Annotated in this window: 17 protein-coding genes; 12 read left to right on the top strand and 5 right to left on the bottom strand. The window is 37.8% G+C overall.

Annotated features, from left to right (window positions below; genetic code table 11):
* Positions 1–231: 231 nt before the first annotated feature.
* Together AACV33_RS16945 and AACV33_RS16940 are read right to left on the bottom strand one after the other, a co-directional pair.
* Positions 232–1,059 (bottom strand): SDR family oxidoreductase, encoded by an 828-nt coding sequence (locus AACV33_RS16945; protein ID WP_182700454.1) that lies wholly within the window; start codon positions 1,057–1,059, stop codon positions 232–234.
* Positions 1,060–1,187: 128 nt separating this feature from the next.
* A complete protein-coding gene (locus AACV33_RS16940; protein ID WP_182700453.1) occupies positions 1,188–2,093 on the bottom strand; it encodes a TIGR01777 family oxidoreductase in 906 nt (301 codons plus the stop codon).
* A gap of 133 nt (positions 2,094–2,226) precedes the next feature.
* Here AACV33_RS16940 and yfcE point away from each other — a divergent pair, with 133 nt between their 5' ends.
* A complete protein-coding gene (gene yfcE / locus AACV33_RS16935) occupies positions 2,227–2,781 on the top strand; it encodes a phosphodiesterase (RefSeq protein WP_023603612.1) in 555 nt (184 codons plus the stop codon).
* 62 nt (positions 2,782–2,843) lie between these two features.
* Here yfcE and AACV33_RS16930 read toward each other — a convergent pair whose 3' ends face one another.
* Together AACV33_RS16930 and AACV33_RS16925 are read right to left on the bottom strand one after the other, a co-directional pair.
* On the bottom strand, positions 2,844–3,389 hold the full coding sequence (locus AACV33_RS16930; protein WP_023603611.1) for a regulatory protein ToxS: 546 nt from the start codon (positions 3,387–3,389) through the stop codon (positions 2,844–2,846).
* Positions 3,380–4,252 carry a winged helix-turn-helix domain-containing protein gene (locus AACV33_RS16925; protein ID WP_017022409.1) on the bottom strand — a complete coding sequence of 291 codons (873 nt, stop codon included), beginning with the start codon at positions 4,250–4,252 and terminating at the stop codon, positions 3,380–3,382. Before AACV33_RS16925 ends, AACV33_RS16930 begins: the two co-directional genes overlap by 10 nt.
* A 213-nt stretch (positions 4,253–4,465) precedes the next feature.
* Here AACV33_RS16925 and htpG point away from each other — a divergent pair, with 213 nt between their 5' ends.
* From htpG to AACV33_RS16875, 10 genes are all read left to right on the top strand, one after another.
* Positions 4,466–6,364, top strand: coding sequence for a molecular chaperone HtpG (gene htpG, locus AACV33_RS16920; protein WP_065611344.1), 1,899 nt, complete (start codon positions 4,466–4,468; stop codon positions 6,362–6,364).
* Between the two features lie 276 nt (positions 6,365–6,640).
* On the top strand, positions 6,641–7,285 hold the full coding sequence (gene adk, locus AACV33_RS16915; RefSeq protein WP_017022411.1) for an adenylate kinase: 645 nt from the start codon (positions 6,641–6,643) through the stop codon (positions 7,283–7,285).
* A gap of 83 nt (positions 7,286–7,368) precedes the next feature.
* Positions 7,369–8,337: a ferrochelatase gene (hemH, locus tag AACV33_RS16910; protein WP_182700452.1), complete on the top strand. Its 969-nt coding sequence runs from the start codon at positions 7,369–7,371 to the stop codon at positions 8,335–8,337.
* A gap of 349 nt (positions 8,338–8,686) precedes the next feature.
* Positions 8,687–9,985 carry a trigger factor gene (gene tig, locus AACV33_RS16905; RefSeq protein WP_065611341.1) on the top strand — a complete coding sequence of 433 codons (1,299 nt, stop codon included), beginning with the start codon at positions 8,687–8,689 and terminating at the stop codon, positions 9,983–9,985.
* Between the two features lie 100 nt (positions 9,986–10,085).
* Positions 10,086–10,709, top strand: coding sequence for an ATP-dependent Clp endopeptidase proteolytic subunit ClpP (gene clpP / locus AACV33_RS16900; RefSeq protein ID WP_012549607.1), 624 nt, complete (start codon positions 10,086–10,088; stop codon positions 10,707–10,709).
* Positions 10,710–10,795: 86 nt separating this feature from the next.
* Positions 10,796–12,082 (top strand): ATP-dependent protease ATP-binding subunit ClpX, encoded by a 1,287-nt coding sequence (clpX, locus tag AACV33_RS16895; protein WP_017022413.1) that lies wholly within the window; start codon positions 10,796–10,798, stop codon positions 12,080–12,082.
* 133 nt (positions 12,083–12,215) lie between these two features.
* A complete protein-coding gene (gene lon, locus AACV33_RS16890; RefSeq protein WP_065611339.1) occupies positions 12,216–14,579 on the top strand; it encodes an endopeptidase La in 2,364 nt (787 codons plus the stop codon).
* A gap of 163 nt (positions 14,580–14,742) precedes the next feature.
* Complete coding sequence (locus AACV33_RS16885) at positions 14,743–15,015, top strand: HU family DNA-binding protein (protein WP_023603608.1); 273 nt, start codon at positions 14,743–14,745, stop codon at positions 15,013–15,015.
* A 201-nt stretch (positions 15,016–15,216) separates the two neighbouring features.
* Complete coding sequence (gene ppiD, locus AACV33_RS16880; protein WP_182700451.1) at positions 15,217–17,073, top strand: peptidylprolyl isomerase; 1,857 nt, start codon at positions 15,217–15,219, stop codon at positions 17,071–17,073.
* A gap of 205 nt (positions 17,074–17,278) precedes the next feature.
* On the top strand, positions 17,279–17,575 hold the full coding sequence (locus AACV33_RS16875; protein ID WP_023603607.1) for a ComEA family DNA-binding protein: 297 nt from the start codon (positions 17,279–17,281) through the stop codon (positions 17,573–17,575).
* A gap of 90 nt (positions 17,576–17,665) precedes the next feature.
* Here AACV33_RS16875 and AACV33_RS16870 read toward each other — a convergent pair whose 3' ends face one another.
* Positions 17,666–19,021: a peptide MFS transporter gene (locus tag AACV33_RS16870; RefSeq protein ID WP_017022417.1), complete on the bottom strand. Its 1,356-nt coding sequence runs from the start codon at positions 19,019–19,021 to the stop codon at positions 17,666–17,668.
* Positions 19,022–19,415: 394 nt separating this feature from the next.
* Here AACV33_RS16870 and AACV33_RS16865 point away from each other — a divergent pair.
* Positions 19,416–19,537, top strand: a 122-nt coding sequence (locus tag AACV33_RS16865) for a transcription termination/antitermination NusG family protein (protein WP_304503140.1), incomplete at its 3' end; no start/stop codon positions are given.

Below are 19,537 nucleotides of genomic sequence, written 5' to 3'. Positions count from 1 at the left end.
CATAATGGCTTGTCTATCGTAAGCGAAAGTAACAGTTAGATCAGTATGAATACCGCAACGGATACACTCACACAGATCCAGTTGATTTTTCCTAGCGTCATATTCCCCCCGAAAAAACACTAACGACTGGATAGGAATAAATATAATCTTGCAATGTGACACTAATATTACATTATTGTTCTTTTTTTATATTTCTTCTCTATTTGGTTGAAACAAACTTAAAATATGACATTAGTCACTCTTATTTAAGATCATATCTAACCACTTAGTTGGTAATATTCGTTTTAATATTGCAAATAAATGAGTAGGAAAGGTAACTCTATATCGTGCTTTAGGTTTTTTGCTATTAAGTGCATGAAGCAGCGGTGACATAATGGATTCAGGAGGGAGTACAAAGGCACTTCCGGAGGTTTCTTTCTCTAATCGCTGTTGTTGCATGAGGTATTTTTCTTTATGTGGACTATTCTCGATAGTTACCCATTTTTTAAATGCTTTCAATGCATTAGGTCTAAAGTTTGTTTCGATAGGACCGGGTTCAATTAAACTGATCTGAATATTAGTCTGCATTAACTCTAAACGTAATGTATCGCTCCAACCTTCAATTGCGAATTTTGAAGAATTGTATGCACCACGGAATTTCATCGCCACAATGCCAAGTACTGAGCTGTTTTGTATGATCCTTCCATAGCCTTGCTTTCTCATTATTGGTAGTAACTCTATTACTAACTGATGCCAACCAAAGAAGTTTGCTTCAAACTGCTCTTTTAGTGCCTCTCTAGGCAGATCTTCCAGTGCACCCGCTTGTCCATACGCGCCATTATTGAATAAAGCGTACAACTTTCCATCAGTAAGTGTTAATAACTCGCTGACCGCCAGAGAAATGCTCTCTGAGTCCGAATAATCTAAGTGTAAGCACGTTAATCCTTCATTTTGCAATCGTAAAACGTCTTCTTTTTTACGGCATGAAGCAATGACATGAAAACCATGTTTTGAGAGCTGATGAGCTGTGGTGTAACCAATGCCAGTTGAACAACCAGTGATAAAAATAGCGCGTTGCATTCATTGCTTCCTTTGCATGAATGGATAATTACTGACGTAACTACCCATGTAAGTCGATAAAAACCAAACTAAGAAAGAAAATAATGACGCCAAAATGACGATATTGCAATGAGAGGAATGGTAATGGTTTAGTCTAAAAGATGCTTTAATGCTGATTCAATCCTAGAGTAACGGAACTTAAATCCTTCGTTTACGAGTCGTTTAGGTCTAATCCGTTGACTATCCGTAAGAAGTACAGAAGCTTCTCCTAAAAGAATTTTTATCACTAACGTTGGTGTTACTAATAAATGTGGTCGTTTTAATGTACTTGCGAGCGTTTGGCTAAACTCTTTATTAGTGACAGGGTGTGGGGCAGTGAGGTTATAAATACCCTGACTTTTCTCGTGCTCTAATAGAAATAAGATTGCATAAACCATATCATCGATATGAATCCATGACATATATTGTGCGCCTTTACCTATTGGGCCGCCAACACCACATTGATAAGGAAAAAGCATTTTCTTAAGAGCTCCGCCTGATGTTGATAAAACAACGCCTGTTCTGAGTATACAGACCCGTGTATCTTCATTGTTTGCTTTTAAGGCAACGTCTTCCCATTCTTTACAAACACGATGAGCGAAATCATTACTAGAGATAACGGTTGATTCATCAATGTCGTTGCTTCCTTGATCAGAATAATAACCCACCGCAGAGCCAGAAATAAAACAACGAGGTGGTGTTGAAGACGCCAAACACAATTGAGTTAATGCATGGGTTAGCTCACAACGGCTATTTAAAATGGTTCTTTTTTGTTTGTTGGTCCATTTTTTATCGGCAATGGGTTCCCCCGCCAAATTGATGATGGCATCAAAATCATTTAAATGAGAAAGCGTAGACAGATCAGAAATGAAATCAGCATGAGGTAATGCTAAATGATTTAATGCTGTTTGTGCTTTTTTTATATTACGAGTAAGTAAGACTAAATGATGACCTTTTAAATGGTCTAATAATTTTTTTCCTATTAACCCGGTACTGCCTGTAATTAGTATTTTCATCTCGTTTCCTGCAAGATATTTCGAACATCCAATAGTCTAAGTATAAATCGAGTTTATTGATTGGCAACTTTCATGTAATTTTCCTTTATAATTAATCTCGTTATTTATGTGTATTATTAATCTAGGACACCACGTGAAATTATTTTTTGCTTCTGATCTACATGGCTCTTTACCGGCGACTCAGCGCATTATTGAGCTTTTTTTGGCTTCTAAAGCTGAACATTTAATTTTACTGGGTGATTTAATTAATTTTGGGCCAAGAAATCCATTGCCTGAAGGGCATAATCCAATTGCAGTGGCCGAATTATTAAATGAACATGCCGAGTCTATCATTGCAGTAAGAGGGAATTGTGACAGTGAGGTCGATCAAATGCTGTTATCGTTTCCTATCATGGCCGACTACCATATTGTGTTGTTACCAACGGGACAAAAAATATTTTTAACTCATGGGCATATTTATAATGCAGAAAAACGTCCTCTTCTGAGAAAAGGCGACATTATTGCTCATGGGCATACACATATAACGGTTGCTGAGTGGCAGGGTGAACACATTATTTTTAACCCTGGTTCAACGACTTTTCCGCGCATTGTAGGAAAAAAGCCTAGTTATGGTTTATTGGATGAGTTGACGTTATCTGTTTATGATTTTGATGGCAATACATTGAATTCAATCGATTTGTCGTCTTAAGTCCTTGATATAAAAAAAGAAGCCAATGAGGGCTTCTTTTTTTATACGCTAAGCAAACTTACTTAATGAGAGAACAGAATATCTGAGCCGTAATTTAAGCTAGTAAGCAATAATGTCTTATCATTTAGTACATCAACACGTTTACTTTGCTGTGCGTCCATTCTAAATACACGCATAATGAGTTCTTTTTGAGAACCTGTGAACTCTTTATTATCGTTTGAAGTAACATCTTTAAATTCAGTAGGATCAATCAATAAATAGTCACCGCTGTAATCCCAATTCCCTGTCTCCATGACATTTATCGTCAATGGTTGTTGCTTATCATCAGATGGACTGAAAAGCGTGAGGTTTGATGATTTAGAGTAAGTCTTATTTGGAAGATAAACGACATTAGAGCGAATATCCGCTCGTTTGAGAGGCCCCATGTCTTCGTAGTTAGTATCAATACGAATGGTTCTCATACTTTGCCATTCTTTAGAGGTCAGTAATTGTTCCACTTTACTGTCACTTGCCCAATAAAACCAAGCACTGCCTAAAATAGAGAGTAAAAGTAACGCAAGAGGAAAGAAGCGCTTTATGAGAGGCATCTGCTCTTTGTTTAACCACATATATTATCCACCTCTTTCTGATTTATCATTAAACGAACACTAATACTCTGATCGCTGTATTCACTACTATGAATATAGTTAAGGGTGATTTGGTTTGGCTTACCACCCGTTGCAATGACTTCAATCGGCTTTAACAAGTCAGTATGCTTCGAGTTATACGACACAATACATCGTTCAATTAATGGCTTCCATTGGTCTATATTTGGGTGATTTACTGGAATCAATACCGGCGTATTATCATAACTCGCGATTTGAACGAATGCGTCTGATTTTGGTGTATGGTTGATGTAAGCAATAATCGGCAATATAAAAGCAAAAATTAAGGTAATAGTACCTAATAAAGATAAGTGTGCTTGAGGTTTTACCACTACAACATCAGAGTCTACAGATGCTTTTTTGTCAGAATGTTCAGCTGTAATAGGCGCTGGTTCATTTGACGTAATCGATTCCTCAACGATTAAAACTTCACTTTGTTGAAGCTCGCTTTCAAAGGGATTACTTTCTTCTGTTTCTGACGTCGCTTGAGGTATTGCTGTTGAAATGAATTGATATCCACGTTTAGGCACTGTCTTTACGTATAAAGGCAGTTTTGTTGGATCTTGTAGCATTTTTCTTAACGTAGAAATAGCTTGTGTTAGGCTTGAATCATCTACTTCAAAACCTTGATCTCTCCATACATATTCATGTAATTCGTGACGACTAACAACCTTCCCTGGTTCTTGAATAAGTAGGCTTAAAACTCGGCTTTCATTGCCACCCAAGCGAAGGATTTCATCATCATTTAATGTATCGATGAGACTATTATCGTTTGGATCGAATAGGAACCGGTTGCCAATAATGATTTTTTTATTTTCTATATTCATTGGTTGTTAACTCAGTAGTGTGATTCTCGATAATGATATCCAAGTATCATTTTTAGAATGTCTATTTTATGTCAAAACTTATCATTACGCATTTTATAGTATAAAAAAAGCAAAAAAACACCGTTTTTTACATTGGTTTACCTTGAATTGATATTTTATGCCCTTATTACTTTATCAAGTTAATAAACATTATCCTTTTTTGGAGTTTTATAGATGAGCGAACAAACTATTAATAACAAAGAAACACGCGGCTTTCAGTCAGAAGTTAAACAACTACTTCATCTAATGATTCATTCTTTATATTCAAATAAAGAAATATTTTTACGTGAGCTTATTTCAAACGCATCAGATGCTTCAGATAAATTACGTTTTAAAGCGTTATCAAACGGCGATTTATACGAAGGAAATGCAGATTTAGGTGTGAAAATTTCGTTTAATGTTGAAGCAAATACTCTGACCATTTCAGATAATGGTATTGGTATGGGTCGTGAAGATGTTATTGAACATTTGGGCACGATCGCGAAATCTGGTACGGCTGATTTCTTCTCAAAATTGTCAGAAGATCAAAGTAAAGATTCTCAACTTATCGGTCAGTTTGGCGTTGGTTTCTACTCTGCATTTATTGTCGCAGATGCGGTAACGGTTCGTACTCGTGTTGCTGGTGCAGCAAAAGATCAGGCTGTGCAATGGCACTCTGAAGGCGAAGGCGATTACACAATAGAAGACGTGACTAAAGAATCTCGTGGGACCGACATTATTCTTCACATGCGTGATGAAGGTAAAGAGTTCTTAAGTGAGTGGCGTCTAAAAGAAGTGATTGGTAAATATTCAGATCACATCGGCATCCCGGTTTCTATTTGGACTGTTGAAAAAGACGAAGAAGGAAAAGAGACTGAAGGTAAGTGGGAGCAAGTAAATAAAGCTCAAGCGCTTTGGACTCGTAATAAATCAGAAATTGAAGACGCAGAATACCAAGAGTTTTATAAGCATGTATCTCATGACTTTGCTGATCCATTGACGTGGAGCCACAATAAAGTAGAAGGCAAAAACGACTACACTAGCTTATTGTATATTCCAGCTAAAGCTCCGTTTGATATGATGAATCGTGATCATAAAAGTGGTCTGAAACTTTATGTTCAACGCGTGTTTGTTATGGATGATGCTGAGCAGTTCATGCCGAGTTACCTACGTTTTGTTAAAGGATTAATCGACTCGAATGATTTGCCTCTGAATGTTTCTCGCGAAATACTTCAAGACAACAAAGTGACTCAATCATTACGTGGTGCGTGTACAAAACGTGTATTAAGTATGCTTGAGAAGATAGCTAAAAAAGATAATGATAAATATTTATCTTTTTGGAAAGAGTTTGGGCAAGTATTAAAAGAAGGTTTGGCTGAAGATTTCGCCAATAAAGATAAAATTGCAGGCCTACTACGTTTTGCTTCTACTGATAAAGACAGCTCAGAACAAGCGATTAGCCTTGCGAGTTATGTTGAGCGCATGAAAGAAGATCAAGATAAGATTTTCTACCTAACATCTGATAGCTATGCGGCTGCGAAAAATAGCCCACACTTAGAGCAATTCAAAGCAAAAGGCATTGAAGTTGTCTTAATGTATGACCGCATCGATGAGTGGCTAATGAGCTACTTAACTGAATTTGATGGCAAACAATTCCAATCAATTACCAAAGCTGGTTTGGATTTAAGCAAATTTGAAAACGAAGCGGAAAAAGAAAAACAAAAAGAAACAGCAGAAGAATTTAAGTCAGTAGTTGAACGTACAAAAGCTTACTTAGGTGATCGTGTTAAAGAGGTTCGTACTACGTTTAAATTAGCGACTACGCCAGCCGTTGTTGTTACCGATGATTTTGAAATGGGTACACAAATGGCGAAACTTTTAGAAGCGGCTGGTCAAGCGGCGCCAGAAGTGAAGTACATTTTTGAAATTAACCCTGAGCATGCCCTGATTAAGCAAATGGCAGATGAAGCGGATGAAGAAGCATTTGGCCGTTGGGTTGAAATGCTACTTGGTCAAGCGATGCTAGCAGAGCGCGGCTCTTTAGATGATCCATCACAATTTCTAAGTGCAATGAATCAGTTATTATCAAAGTAATTGAGATATAACCGTAAATAGTAAAATTAATGAGATCTTGAGTGACAATAGTGCACTAAGGTCTCATTGTTTTTTATTGGGATTAGTTACATTCTTACTCGGTTCGGTTTTGCTATTTTCATCTCAAACTTGATAGCGTTCTCAGTTCCGTGTATCTTTCACGGCTTATTTTTAGAAATAAAACTTATACCTAAATTTATAAATTGAAATGCCGTGCGTATTTTTAGTTTGTAAGGTTTGGTATAAATTCCGAAATAAATTTTTAAGGGGAAAACAATGCGTATCATCCTTTTAGGTGCACCAGGTGCGGGTAAAGGTACTCAAGCTCAGTTCATCATGGATAAATTTGGTATTCCACAAATATCTACAGGTGACATGCTACGTGCAGCGATTAAAGCGGGCACTGAAATGGGCAAACAAGCGAAATCAGTAATTGATGCGGGTCAACTTGTCTCTGATGAGATCATTCTTGGTCTTGTTAAAGAGCGTATTGCTCAAGAAGATTGCGCTAAAGGTTTCCTATTAGATGGTTTCCCTCGTACGATCCCTCAAGCAGATGGCCTAAAAGAAAATGGCGTATCAATCGATTACGTTCTTGAGTTTGACGTTGCTGACGAAGTGATTGTTGAGCGTATGTCTGGTCGTCGTGCTCATCTTCCTTCTGGTCGTACTTATCATGTTACGTTCAACCCATCTAAGGTTGAAGGACAAGATGATGTAACTGGCGAACCGCTTGTTATTCGTGAAGATGATAAACCAGAAACAGTTCTTGCTCGTTTAGGTGTTTACCATGAGCAAACTGCACCGCTGATTGCTTATTACACTAAAGAAGCAGAAGCAGGTAAAACAGAATATCTTAAATTTGATGGTACTAAATTAGTAACAGAAGTGAGTGCTGAGATCGAAAAAGCACTTTCGTAATCTTACCTAAGTCATCATTTATTGTTATATTGAAGGCGGCCTTATTGGTCGCCTTTTTTTATAGACAATAATGGATAATAACAGTGAATAATAAAAAAGCAGGGGTGCTATTAGTTAACCTAGGTACACCTACGGCGCCAACAGCAGCGGCAATAAAAACGTTTTTATCAGAATTCTTACATGATAAGAGAGTTGTTGATATGAACCGTTTTATTTGGTGCCCTTTGCTTCATGGGGTGATTCTACCGATTAGAGCTCCTAAAGTTGCAAAGCTATACCAGAGTGTTTGGATGGAAGACGGTTCACCATTAATGGTTTATTCACAACGTCAAGTGAGCGCATTACAAGATCGTCTTTCTCTTCCTGTCGCTTTGGGCATGACTTACGGTCAACCTGCGATTAAGTCTGGAATTGAGTTATTAGAAGAGCAGGGTTGTGATGAGATAATCATTTTACCGTTATATCCACAATATTCTAGAACAACAACGGCGGCTGTTTTTGACCAAATCGGTAAGCAATATAAAACAACGTCGGTGTTGCCTAATTTTACGATGGTTCATAATTACCACGATCACCCACTTTATATAAAAGCACTTGCAGAGTCGATCCGCCTTTCTTGGAAAGAAAAAGGAAAAGGGGATTATGTGTTATGTTCTTATCATGGTATCCCACAGCGTTTCGTTGATAATGGGGATATTTATGCTGAACATTGTATACGTACGACAGAATTACTTGCTGAAGAGCTTGGCTTAAACTCAGAACAAATTGGCATGAGTTATCAGTCGCGTTTTGGTCGAGAAGCATGGTTGCAACCCTATACTTCTGAAACATTAAAAGAACTGGCGCCAAAAGGGATAAAATCATTAGATATTATTAGCCCTGCGTTTTCTGTTGATTGTTTAGAAACACTTGAAGAGTTGTCTGAAGAGTGTAAAGAAATTTATATGACAGCTGGTGGTGAAAAATACACCTTTATTCCTTGTTTAAATGACGATGAATTACATATTGAGATGATGGCAGCTATTGTCAGTAGTAAGATTTCACGTAGTTAACCTCGTTTTTTAGAAAAAAAAGCGTTTAAAAGGGTTGAAAAATACTACTCATTGCCCAATTTCTTATTAAAGATTATCTACGTGTGTAGTGAGCCTCGACATAGATGGGTCAGATCGCTACAATATCGCGTCTTATTTTGCCACTTGGCTAAATGTCGTATTTTATTCAATGAAATACGCGATCTACTTATTATTAAGATAAGCAGATAGAAGAAAGATACCCAAGTTTGGTATCACGAATCATAGGGGTTACGGTTTCTATTTTATTAGGCCTGTAACGCAAGGATGCGACACGTATTTTTTGTCGCAAACTCAGAGAACCTGAGTCGATTTTGAGGTTTATATAAACATGCAAGTTACCGTTGAAACTAAAGAAGGCCTAGAGCGCGTTCTAACTATTACTGTTCCTGCTGCAAACATTGAAGATGCTGTAAATGCAGAGCTTCGTAACATCGCTAAAAATCGTCGTTTTGATGGCTTCCGTAAAGGTAAAGTTCCAATGAAGATGGTTGCTAAAATGTACGGCAGTGCTGTTCGTCACGATAAAATGGGTGAAGTTATGCAACGTCACTTCATTGAAGCGATCGTTAAAGACAAAATCAACCCAGCAGGCGCTCCAACATTTGCACCAGTTGAATTTGCTGAAGGCCAAGATTTAGTATTCACTGCAACATTTGAAATCTACCCAGAAGTAACACTTCAAGGTCTAGACAAAGTTGTTGTTGAGAAACCACAAGTTGAAGTTAAAGACGAAGACGTAGCAGAAATGCTAGAAACGTTACGTAAGCAACAAGCTACTTGGTCAGATGCTGACGTTGCGGCTGAAGATGGCACTCGCGCTACAATCAACTTTGTTGGTTCTATCGATGGTGAGCTATTTGAAGGCGGAAAAGCAGATAACTTCCCTCTAGAAATGGGCCAAGGTCGTATGATCCCTGGTTTCGAAGACGGTATCAAAGGTAAGAAAGCAGGCGACGAACTAACTATCAATGTTAACTTCCCTGAAGATTACCACGCTGAAAACCTAAAAGGTAAAGCTGCAGAATTTGCTATTACAGTAGTTAAAGTTGAAGCTCGTGAACTTCCAGAAATGAACGATGAGTTCGTAACTAAGTTTGGTGCTCAAGGCGGCGTTGAAGGTCTTAAAGCTGAAGTTCGTAAGAACATGGAGCGTGAATTAGCTCAAACAGTTAAAAACAAGATCAAAGAACAAGCAATCAATGGCCTAGTTGAACAAAACAACATTGACGTACCTTCTGCTCTTATCGATCAAGAAGTTCAAGTTTTACGTCAACAAGCAGTTCAACGTTTTGGCGGCAACGCTGATTCAGCTCCTGAGCTTCCACGTGAATTGTTCGAAGAACAAGCTAAGCGTCGTGTAGTTGTAGGTCTTCTTCTTGGTGAAGTAATCAAAACTGAAGAACTAAAAGCTGACGATGAGAAAGTAAAAGCACTTATCAACGAAATGGCTTCTGCTTACGAAGATCCAACTGAAGTTGTTGCTTACTACGAAGGCAACGAACAAATGATGAACAACATGCGTAATGTTGCTCTAGAAGAACAAGCGATTGATGCTATCTTAGCTAAAGCGCAAGTTTCTGAAAAAGCGGTTGGCTTTAACGAACTAATGAATCAACAACCAGCTTAATTTAAAATTAATTAAGTAGTTGACTTAGTTTCAAAAGATCTGCTAATAATGGTTCGAATGAAGCGTCATTCGGACCATTTATTTTATAAGGGATACGGTTATGAGCTATCAAGAAAACAATGCAATGCCTTCTATTATGGATGCACTTGTTCCTATGGTTGTTGAACAAACTTCACGTGGTGAGCGTTCGTATGATATTTATTCCCGTCTGTTAAAAGAGCGTGTTATCTTTTTAACAGGTCAAGTTGAAGATCACATGGCCAACCTAGTTGTGGCACAGTTGCTTTTCCTTGAGTCTGAAAACCCTGATAAGGATATCTTCCTATATATTAACTCTCCAGGCGGCTCAGTTACTGCAGGTATGTCTATCTATGACACCATGCAGTTCATTAAGCCAAATGTAAGTACGGTATGTATGGGTCAAGCATGTTCTATGGGTGCTTTCTTACTTGCAGGTGGCGCACCAGGTAAACGTTATGTATTACCTAATTCTCGTGTGATGATTCACCAACCACTTGGTGGTTTCCAAGGCCAAGCATCTGATATTCAAATTCATGCGCAAGAAATCTTAACGATTAAAAAGAAATTGAATACATTACTTGCTGAGCATACAGGCCAACCATTAGAAGTGATCGAAAAAGATACAGATCGTGATAACTTCATGGCTGCAGATGATGCAGTGAAATATGGTCTTGTAGATGCTGTGCTAAATAAGCGTGACTAATTAATAAAAAAGCAGTAACGTTTACAGCAAAGAAGGTAAGTTGGTATAGACTTACAGCATAAAGGCAACGTTTAAGAGGTTAGCAAATGACAGACAAGCGTAAAGACGAAAATAGTGGAAAGTTACTATATTGCTCTTTTTGCGGAAAAAGCCAGCATGAAGTTCGTAAACTAATTGCAGGTCCTTCTGTTTATGTTTGTGATGAGTGTGTTGATTTATGTAACGACATTATTCGCGAAGAGCTAAAAGATAATACTCTGTCTCCAAAAGAGAGCAGTGAAGAACTACCAACACCGCAAAATATTCGTGGTCATCTAGATGAGTACGTTATTGGTCAAGAACATGCTAAAAAAGTATTAGCGGTAGCGGTATACAATCACTACAAGCGTTTACGTAATGGCGATACTACAAAAGATGGCGTTGAGCTTGGTAAGAGTAATATTCTACTTATCGGACCAACAGGTAGTGGTAAAACATTACTTGCTGAAACGCTAGCTCGTTTCTTGGATGTTCCGTTTACTATGGCGGATGCAACCACATTAACAGAAGCCGGCTATGTAGGTGAAGATGTAGAAAACATCATTCAAAAGCTGCTACAAAAATGCGATTACGATCCAGCAAAAGCGGAACGTGGCATTGTATATATCGATGAAATTGACAAAATTTCTCGTAAGTCTGAAAACCCATCGATCACACGTGATGTCTCTGGTGAAGGTGTTCAGCAAGCATTATTGAAATTGATTGAAGGTACAATTGCATCAGTACCACCTCAAGGTGGACGTAAACATCCACAACAAGAATTCTTACAAGTAGATACTTCTAAGATTTTATTTATTTGTGGCGGTGCGTTTGCAGGCTTAGATAAAGTAATTGAACAACGAGTTGCAATTGGCACGGGTATTGGCTTTGCTGCTGATGTTCGTTCTAAAGATGACAAAGCAACCGTCGGTGACTTATTGAAGCAAATTGAGCCTGAAGATTTAATTAAATTCGGTTTAATTCCAGAGTTTATTGGTCGTTTACCAGTAACCACGACATTAACTGAATTAGATGAAGAAGCGTTGATCCAAATTTTAAGTCAACCTAAGAATGCATTAACTAAGCAATATGCTGCGTTATTTGATTTGGAAGGTGCTGAATTAGAATTTCGTGAAGATGCTTTGAGAGCAATTGCTAAAAAAGCAATGAGCCGTAAAACAGGTGCTCGTGGTCTTCGTTCAATTTTAGAAGCGATATTATTAGATACTATGTATGAATTACCATCTAAAGAAGGTGTTTCTAAAGTAGTTATCGACGAGTCTGTAATTAACGGTGAGTCAGAACCATTGTTGATGTTTGAAAATACAGAAACGAAAGCAATATCTGCAGAATAGTGTAATTTAGCTAATAAACAGACAAAAAGGAGGCATTGGCCTCCTTTTTTATTTTTTAATTTAAAATAATGTTGAATCTTAGCTACTTGCCCCCATATTATTTCTATAGATACTGACGGAGAGAGAGAAGAATATGAACCTGGAGCGTTCCGAGCGCATTGAGATACCAGTTCTGCCATTACGAGATGTAGTGGTGTATCCGCATATGGTTATTCCACTATTTGTGGGCCGTGAAAAATCCATCCGTTGCTTAGAAGCTGCAATGGAGCAGAACAAACAAGTCTTGCTTGTGGCACAAAAAGAAGCCGCTAAAGAAGAGCCGCAACTAGATGACCTGCACAGTGTTGGTACTATCGCGACTATTTTGCAACTATTGAAGTTGCCTGATGGTACTGTAAAGGTATTAGTTGAAGGTCAGCAGCGTGCAAAAATACATCAATTTTTAGAAGCAGATTTTTTTACTGCGGATGCCGAATTTTTAGTTACCCCTGAAATTGATGATGCTGAACAAGAAGTGATTATGCGTTCTGCAATTAATCAATTCGATGGTTTTATCAAACTGAATAAAAAGATCCCACCAGAAGTTCTGACTTCTTTGAGTGGTATTGAAGATGCCGCGCGTTTAGCCGATACCATTGCTGCTCATATGCCACTAAAGCTTGCTGATAAGCAAGAAGTGTTAGAGTTGATTGATGTGATCGCTCGTTTAGAGTTTTTGATGGGCATGATGGAGTCTGAAATAGACCTTCTGCAAATTGAAAAACGCATTCGTGGCCGCGTTAAAAAACAAATGGAAAAGAGTCAGCGTGAGTACTATTTGAATGAGCAAATGAAAGCTATTCAAAAAGAACTGGGCGACTTAGATGACGCTCCTGATGAATTTGAAGCTCTGCAAAAGAAAATTGCAGACGCTAAAATGCCAAAAGAAGCGCAAGAAAAAGCGGAACAAGAATTACAGAAGCTAAAGATGATGTCTCCGATGTCAGCAGAAGCAACCGTGGTTCGTAGCTACATTGACTGTATGGTTGGTGTGCCTTGGTTTAAGCGCTCTAAAGTCAAAAAAGACTTAGCTAAAGCAGAAGAGATCCTAAACGCTGACCACTATGGCTTAGAACGTGTTAAAGAACGTATTCTTGAGTATTTAGCGGTTCAAAGTCGAGTGACTAAACTTAAAGGTCCGATTCTTTGTTTAGTTGGACCTCCTGGTGTTGGTAAAACATCATTAGGGCAATCTATTGCGAGAGCGACAGGGCGTAAATATACACGAATGGCACTTGGTGGCGTTCGTGACGAAGCTGAGATTCGTGGTCATAGACGCACGTATATTGGTTCTTTACCTGGTAAATTAATTCAAAAAATGTCAAAAGTTGAGGTTAAAAACCCACTTTTCTTATTAGATGAAATTGATAAAATGTCTTCTGATATGCGCGGTGATCCAGCCTCTGCACTTCTTGAGGTGTTGGATCCAGAGCAAAATAGCACATTTAGTGACCATTATTTAGAAGTTGATTACGATTTATCTGATGTCATGTTTGTTGCAACATCGAATTCTATGAATATTCCAGGCCCATTGCTTGACCGTATGGAAGTGATTCGTTTATCTGGGTATACCGAAGACGAAAAGCTAAACATAGCTAAAAATCATTTATTGATGAAGCAAGTAAAGCGTAATGGTCTTAAAGAAGATGAAATTCAAATCGATGATTCAGCCATTATGGGAATTATCCGTTATTACACTAGAGAAGCTGGTGTACGTAGCTTAGAGAGAGAAATCTCTAAATTATGTCGTAAAGCAGTGAAGCAAATCTTACTTGATAAATCGATTAAAAAAGTAACGATTAATCAAGATAATCTAAAAGATTTCTTAGGTGTTCAACGTTGTGATTACGGTAAAGCAGACACTGAAAATCGAGTGGGTCAGGTTGTTGGTTTAGCATGGACTGAGGTCGGTGGTGATCTATTGACGATTGAAGCGGAATCTATGATTGGTAAAGGCAAACTTGCTTATACTGGTTCTCTTGGTGACGTTATGAAAGAGTCAATTCAAGCGGCAATGACGGTGGTTCGAACTCGAGCTGAAAAATTAGGTATTAATCCTGATTTTTATGAAAAACGTGATATTCATGTTCACGTACCAGAAGGCGCGACACCAAAAGATGGTCCAAGTGCTGGTGTTGGTATGTGTACTGCACTTGTATCAAGCTTAACGGGCAATCCAGTTCGTTCTGATGTTGCAATGACAGGTGAAATTACATTACGTGGTGAAGTACTGCCAATTGGTGGTTTAAAAGAAAAATTACTAGCTGCTCACCGTGGTGGTATTAAAACTGTCATTATTCCAAAAGATAATGAACGTGACTTAGAAGAAATCCCAGCAAACGTAATTGCTGATCTTTCGGTTCATCCTGTGAAGTGGATTGACGAGGTATTAACACTTGCTTTACAAAATGATCCTCAAGGCTTTAGTCTTGAATCGTCTCAAAAAAGTGATGTGTAGCAAAAAACGTTGATATAACAGGGCTGACAGGTCGAAAATACTTGTCAGCTTATAATGAGATAGCTAAGTTAGACACAGTGTTGTGATTTGTTTTTCACACCAAAATTACTATATATGGACTCATTCAATAAATATATGAATGAACAATTTAAAGGGGAATACCGTGAATAAATCTCAATTAGTTGATCAGATTGCTGAAAATGCAGATATCTCAAAAGCAGCAGCAGGCCGTGCTTTAGATGCATTAGTTGAAACAGTGACAGAGACACTAAAAAGTGGCGATCAAGTAACACTTGTTGGTTTCGGCTCGTTTATCGTTCGTGAGCGTGCTGCTCGTACAGGTCGTAATCCTAAGACTGGTGAAGCAATCGAGATTTCTGCTGCAAAAGTACCTGCATTTAAAGCAGGTAAAGCATTAAAAGATGCGTGTAACTAATCGAAAAAAAGATAAAACTCTACACAAGCCAAGTTAAGGCTAGTAAACTAGAGTGATTGATCGTAGGCGCATCCGATGATGCGCTTTTTTATTGTTAAATTTTTCTTTTGTTGAACTATTTTTAATTTTCACTATCAATAGAAATTAACGTTTTCTTAGGGATTATCATCCCAATTCAGTGATTAGGAGCTAAAACATATTATGATGGATCGAATTCGCGAAGGTTCAACTGGCCTCGTTGTTAAGATCATTCTCGGTCTAATTATTTTCTCATTTGTGTTTGCAGGTGTAGGTAGTTATTTAGTCGGTGGTAGTCAACCTCTAGCGGCTAAAGTCGGTGAGCGTGAAATAACACGAAATGATTTTGAACAAGTTTATCAAAATGAACGCAACCGTATGCAATCTCAACTGGGCGAATATTTTTCGACTCTACTTGGTGACCCCGCGTATGTAGAGCAATTCCGAAAGTCAGTTTTAGATCGTATGGTCAATGATGCTTTACTCGATAACCAAGCTCAAGAACTTGGTTTACGTGTAAGTGATGAACAAATACGCCAAGCAATTTTATCTATGCCTCAGTTTCAAAAAGATGGAAAGTTTGACGAAGAAATCTTCAATGTCTCATTACGCCGCGCTGGTTTCACTTCAGACAGCTTCGCTGAGTATTTACGTGGTGATCTTGTTCGTAATCAATTAGTGTCAGCGTTAGAATCAACGGAATTTACGCTAAGTAATGAAGTTAAAGCGCAAGGTGAACTTGAAGGTCAGCAACGTGAAATTCGTACCATTACTTTAGATACAGCGACATTTGCTAAAAATGCAAAAGTGACTGAAGAAGAAGTAAAAGAATACTATGATGCGAATAAACAACAATTTGTTCGTCCAGAACAAGTTAAAGTTTCTTATATTGAATTGTCTGGTGAATCATTGAAGGCACAAGCGCCAATTACTGATGAAGAAATTCAAACGTATTACAATGAGAATCAAGATAAGTACTCAACACAAGAAAAACGTGAAGTAAGCCATATCCTTATCAAAGGTGACGAAGCTGACGCTCAAGCGGTTCTTGCTCGTTTAGATGCAGGTGAAGATTTCGCTACTGTAGCAAAAGAAGACTCGCAAGATATTCCAACAGCAAAAGAAGGTGGTTCTTTAGGTTGGATTGAACGCGGTGTTATTGATCCTGAATTTGAAGATGCAGCTTTCCAACTTGTTAATGTAGGCGATCATTCAGGCTTAGTTAAATCTGCATTTGGTTATCATATTATTCAATTAGATGCGATTGAAGCACCAAAAACTAAGCCTTTGGCTAAAGTAAGTGCGGACATTAAAGCGTTTTTAGTTGATGAGCACGCTGCAGATGCTTTTTATAGCATGCAAACAGAATTAGCAGAAAAAGCATTTGAATCTCCTGATTCACTAGATGATGCTGCTGAAGCAGTAAATGCAAAAGTAATTACTTCTGATTTCTTCTCTCAAACGGATGCACCAGCATTGCTAGCGAATAGTGATGTGCTTCAAGCTATTTATAGCGCAGAAGTAAAAGAAGATGGCTTAAATTCTGATGTTATTGAGATTGCTCCTGAACACGTAGTTGTTGTTCGTGTTGAAGAGTCTCGTGATGAAATGGTATTACCGTTAGAAGAGGTTAAAGCGTCTGTTATTACTCGCTTATCTCAAGCTAAAGGTGAGCAAAAAGCATTAGAGTTAGCGAAGAATACAATTACGGCGTTAAATAAAGACGATGATGTATATTTATCAGAGCAAGGCTTAGTATTTACAGAAGCACGAATGATTACTCGTGCAGATGAACTTGCTAACGATGTTTACCGTTTACAAAAACCGACTGCTGATAAGCCTACATACGCTCAAGTAATAGATCGACAAGGTAATAATGTCATTGTTGCTTTGGATGGCGTACTAGAACTTGATAATAGCGCAATGGCTGAACAAGTAAGTACTCGTCTGCTTAGAACTCAGACACAACAAGATTTAACGGCGACACTTGATACGCTTAAATCTAATACCGAAATTAGTTATCCATTATTAGAGCAATAATTTAGTTCAATGTAATTGATAAGTAAATCAGACGGGCTCCTTATTGGAGCCCGTCGTGTTTTTAAAGAAGGCAAAGTTTTCTTCATTGGGCTAATTCATCGCTTCCACTACTATAAATTTGATGATTGAAATGGATAAGCATTTTCCTGTTGTCTCAGCATCATGGTTACCATTCATTAAATGATAAGGGAAGAGAATGAAAGTTATGTCAGTGTTTATTAATACTCTGTTATTAAGTTTTTGCTTGTTTACTAGCGGTGTAATAAGTGCAAGTGAAAAGGCCATTGATAAACATGAAGGTATTGAGATCGTTGTTAATATAAATAAAGCAGACATCGAAGAGTTAGATACATTACTTATCGGTGTGGGTGAATCTAAAGCTCAAGCGATTATAGATTACCGCAACGCAAATGGTAAATTCACAACGATTAATGAATTAGCTAATGTTAAAGGTATTGGTGAAAAATTGATCGAGAAGAATAAGAACCGTATTAAGTTATAATATAGTTGCCTAAAAAAGCCATTTCATACGATGAAATGGCTTTTTAGTTTTAGTCATGTCGTTATTACTTAAATAACTATCACGATATAACTAGTGTGCTTTTTCAGCTCCGTGCATCCAGCGGATCAACGTTCCTGAAATCATCAATAGTAAAATCCCAGAGATAGTTGCCGAAATTGCGATACCAGCAAAGATGTCTAGTGCCCCTAAACTCTCGACGTGAGAGCCTACAACACCCGCAATGTAATTTGAGATAGCATTGAAACCAAACCATGTCCCCATCATTAAAGAGGCTAAGCGTAGTGGTGCTAATTTAGTAACTAAAGAGAGCCCAATAGGGGATAAACATAATTCGCCTAAAGTATGAAAGAAATAGGCGCCGACTAACCAATACATTGATGTTTTGATTGTTAAGTCCCCACCTTGCTGCATTACAGCACCAACCATGCAAAGAAAGCCAATCGCTAAAAAGAATAAGGCGAGAGCAAACTTTATTGGAGAGCTTGGCTCTTTAGGACCTAACTTTATCCATAGCATAGCAATAAGTGGGGCTAACGTAATGATGAAGAATGGATTTAACGATTGGAACCAAGCCGCAGGGACTTCAAATGAACCAATCATTCTATCTGTGTATTGTTGAGAATATATATTCATTAAGCCACCAGCCTGTTCAAAACCGGCCCAAAAGACAATAACGAACAATCCCATCACCATAATAACTTTTAGACGATCGGTTTCTACTTTACTTAAAACATGATGAGATGTTCCTTTTGCTTCTGCTCTTTCTTTTGCAATGTGTGCGGCAGGGCGAACACCTATATCACCTAAGAAGCGTTGTGCAAAAAAGGTTTGAATAATTAAGCTAATAATCATACCAATGCCTGCAGCAGCAAAGCCGGCTTTCCATCCCCATATTCCAGTAACAGAACCAGAAACAACACCAGCCAGTAATGAACCTAAATTGATCCCCATATAGAAGATAGTGAATGCACCATCACGACGGTGATCGCCATTTTGGTATAAATCACCTACCATTGTGGATACATTTGGTTTAAATAAACCATTACCTGCAATGAGGAATCCTAAACCAACATAAAAGAGAGTCTCAACCGAGAATGGCAAGGTATTATGAGGAAGAGCTAACGTAAATTGGCCGATGACCATTAAAAAACCACCAATAAGTAATGATTTTCGTTGGCCAAGATAATTATCGGCTAACCAACCACCAATGAGTGGTGTGATATACATAAGAGCGGTATAGGTACCATATAGGCTTAATGCATCCTTAACGGTCCAGCCTAAACCACCATTAATGGTTCTATCTGTTAAATATAAGACTAAAATCGCCCTCATGGCGTAATAAGAGAATCGTTCCCATAATTCAGTTCCAAAAAGTAGGAAAAGCCCTTGAGGGTGTCCCATTAATAACTTGTTGTTATTTGGCATAATGCTCTCTTTAGTCAATTTTATTTTAATTTTTTATAGTAGTTAAATTTATACTCTCTCAATGTAATTACTGCAACAGAGTTTGAGTAAATGTGATCTATTTAACATTGTAAGTTGTTGAAATATTTAGAAACACCTTACACATAGTTGGGGTTCTATCCTAGAGTTCACTATAACCATAGTTGTCATTATCTATTGTAGTGTCTATTTTGGTTTTATTATCTTATTTTGTGCTTATTTTTAGTTTTTTAATCTTATTTATGCAATGTTAATGAAGTTAACATCTTATTGATGTGTGTATCAGCATTCTATGCTGCCTTTATACAAGGTAGAAATTCTTTTCATTTTGATAGCGTGATATTATTAGCACTGGTTAGGTGCAGGGATAGAAATGATGAAACAGTGGTATTTACTTTGTTGTAAACGTGGAGATCAGCAACGAGCAAAGTTGCATCTAGAAAATCAGAATGTAGAGTGTTTTTATCCTGAAATTGACGTCGAAAAGATGATAAGGGG

It is taken from the genome of Aliivibrio sp. SR45-2, assembly GCF_963890165.1.
In the GTDB taxonomy this organism is placed as follows: domain Bacteria; phylum Pseudomonadota; class Gammaproteobacteria; order Enterobacterales; family Vibrionaceae; genus Aliivibrio; species Aliivibrio salmonicida.
This window is presented reverse-complemented; position numbering and strand designations above follow the sequence as displayed.